Raw genomic sequence first — 1,426 nt, forward strand, 5'->3', positions numbered from 1 at the left:
TACTCCAGCAGGAGATCCGTTTCAGGGTTCGGTGAGGGCTTGTCGTTCGTAGTGGCTGGTCCTGGCAGCGTTTTGGTGGCGGCGTCGGAAGATGGACCATGTGATCACGGTGGTGATGTTCGCTGCGGGTTTGATGATCAGGTCGTGGAAGAGGCTGCGGAGTTCGTTGACGGTGATCGGGATCAGGCCTTCGGCGTTGGCGGTGCAGAGGGTGCTCGCGGCGGCGAGGAAGGCGTGCGCGGCGATGACCAGGGTCGTCCAGCGGTGCCAGGCCGTCCAGCGGCGGTGTTGATGCTGGTCGAGGCCGAGTTCGGTCTTCGTGGCCTGGAACGATTCTTCGATGGTCCACCGCTGTCCGGCGACCGTGACCAGATGGCGTAGCGCGACGGGTTCGGGTGACCAGCAGCGGTAGAACGCGAGTTCACCGGTGCTGCGGTTGCGGCGGATCAGCAGCCAGTGGTGCCCGGCGTGCTGGTCGGCGGCCAGGGGCAGGGCGATGAACGCCCAGTCGTAGTAGCGGTGGCCTTTGGCGCCTTCGCCGGCTGACAGCCGTTGCCAGGCATGGGCGGGCAGGCCGGCGGCGATCTGGTCAGCGCGTTGAGTACCGATACCGGTGGGCATGCGATGCGAGCAGGCGACAGCCAGGACGTGACCGAGGCGGTGGCCGCGTAGTGCGGTGGCCAGTGCCGGGTCGCCGCCGTACGCCTCGTCGCCGGCGACCCATCGGCAGGGCAGGCCGCCGGCCAGTGCGGTCTCGATCAGCCGGCGGGCCAGCTGCGGTTTGGTGGCGAACCGGACGTCGTCGGGGACACCGGCCCCGGTCAGCCTTTCAGGATCACCGGTCCAGGATTTCGGCAGGTAGAGAGCGGTGTCGAGCAGGGTATGCCCGTGCGGGGAAGCGTAGGACAGGTGCACCGACAGCTGACAGTTCTCGATCTTCCCGGCGGTGCCGGAGTACTGCCGCTGGACACCGACGGTGTGCCGGCCTTTCTTCAGATCGCCGGTCTCGTCGATGACCAGGACCGCGTCCGGATGCCCGAGCCGGCGAGCGACGAAGTCACGGACATCAGCACGTACCAGAGAGTCGTCCCAGGCCGCCCGGCCGATCAGGTCCTGCATCCCACCCGGCCCCTCATCACCGGCGTGCTCCGCGATCGTCCAGCAGTTCTTCGCCGGCAACGGGGCCAGGAGTCCTTGCAGGAAGCCCCGGACCCGGCTGCGCGGCTCCGGCCGTGAGAAACGTGCCCCGATCGGGTTCATCAACTCGTCGAACAGCTCAGACCATCGCTGAGCATCTACGCTGTAGGCGGCAGCCACCGCCGATTTCGGGGTCCACACAACCACCGAGACTCAGCGGTGGCTGCTTGCTGTCCACGGACAAACCCGCACCGCCACAGCAGCTCAAAACGGATCTCCTGCTGGAGTA

1 protein-coding gene is annotated in these 1,426 nt (G+C 67.0%); it reads right to left on the reverse strand.

Annotation, left to right across the window (positions count from 1 at the left end):
* Positions 1 to 21: 21 nt before the first annotated feature.
* Positions 22 to 1,260, reverse strand: a complete 1,239-nt coding sequence (locus QSK32_RS45270) for an IS701 family transposase (protein ID WP_285475557.1) — start codon at positions 1,258 to 1,260, stop codon at positions 22 to 24.
* Positions 1,261 to 1,426 lie beyond the last annotated feature (166 nt).

Origin of the sequence: Actinoplanes sp. NBRC 101535, assembly GCF_030269225.1 — a bacterium.
Taxonomy (GTDB): Bacteria; Actinomycetota; Actinomycetes; order Mycobacteriales; family Micromonosporaceae; genus Actinoplanes; species Actinoplanes rectilineatus.

Bases quoted from the DNA above. Each gene is read 5' to 3' on its own strand.
- QSK32_RS45270 (WP_285475557.1), bottom strand. From the start codon at position 1,260: ATGAACCCGATCGGGGCACGTTTCTCACGGCCGGAGCCGCGCAGCCGG.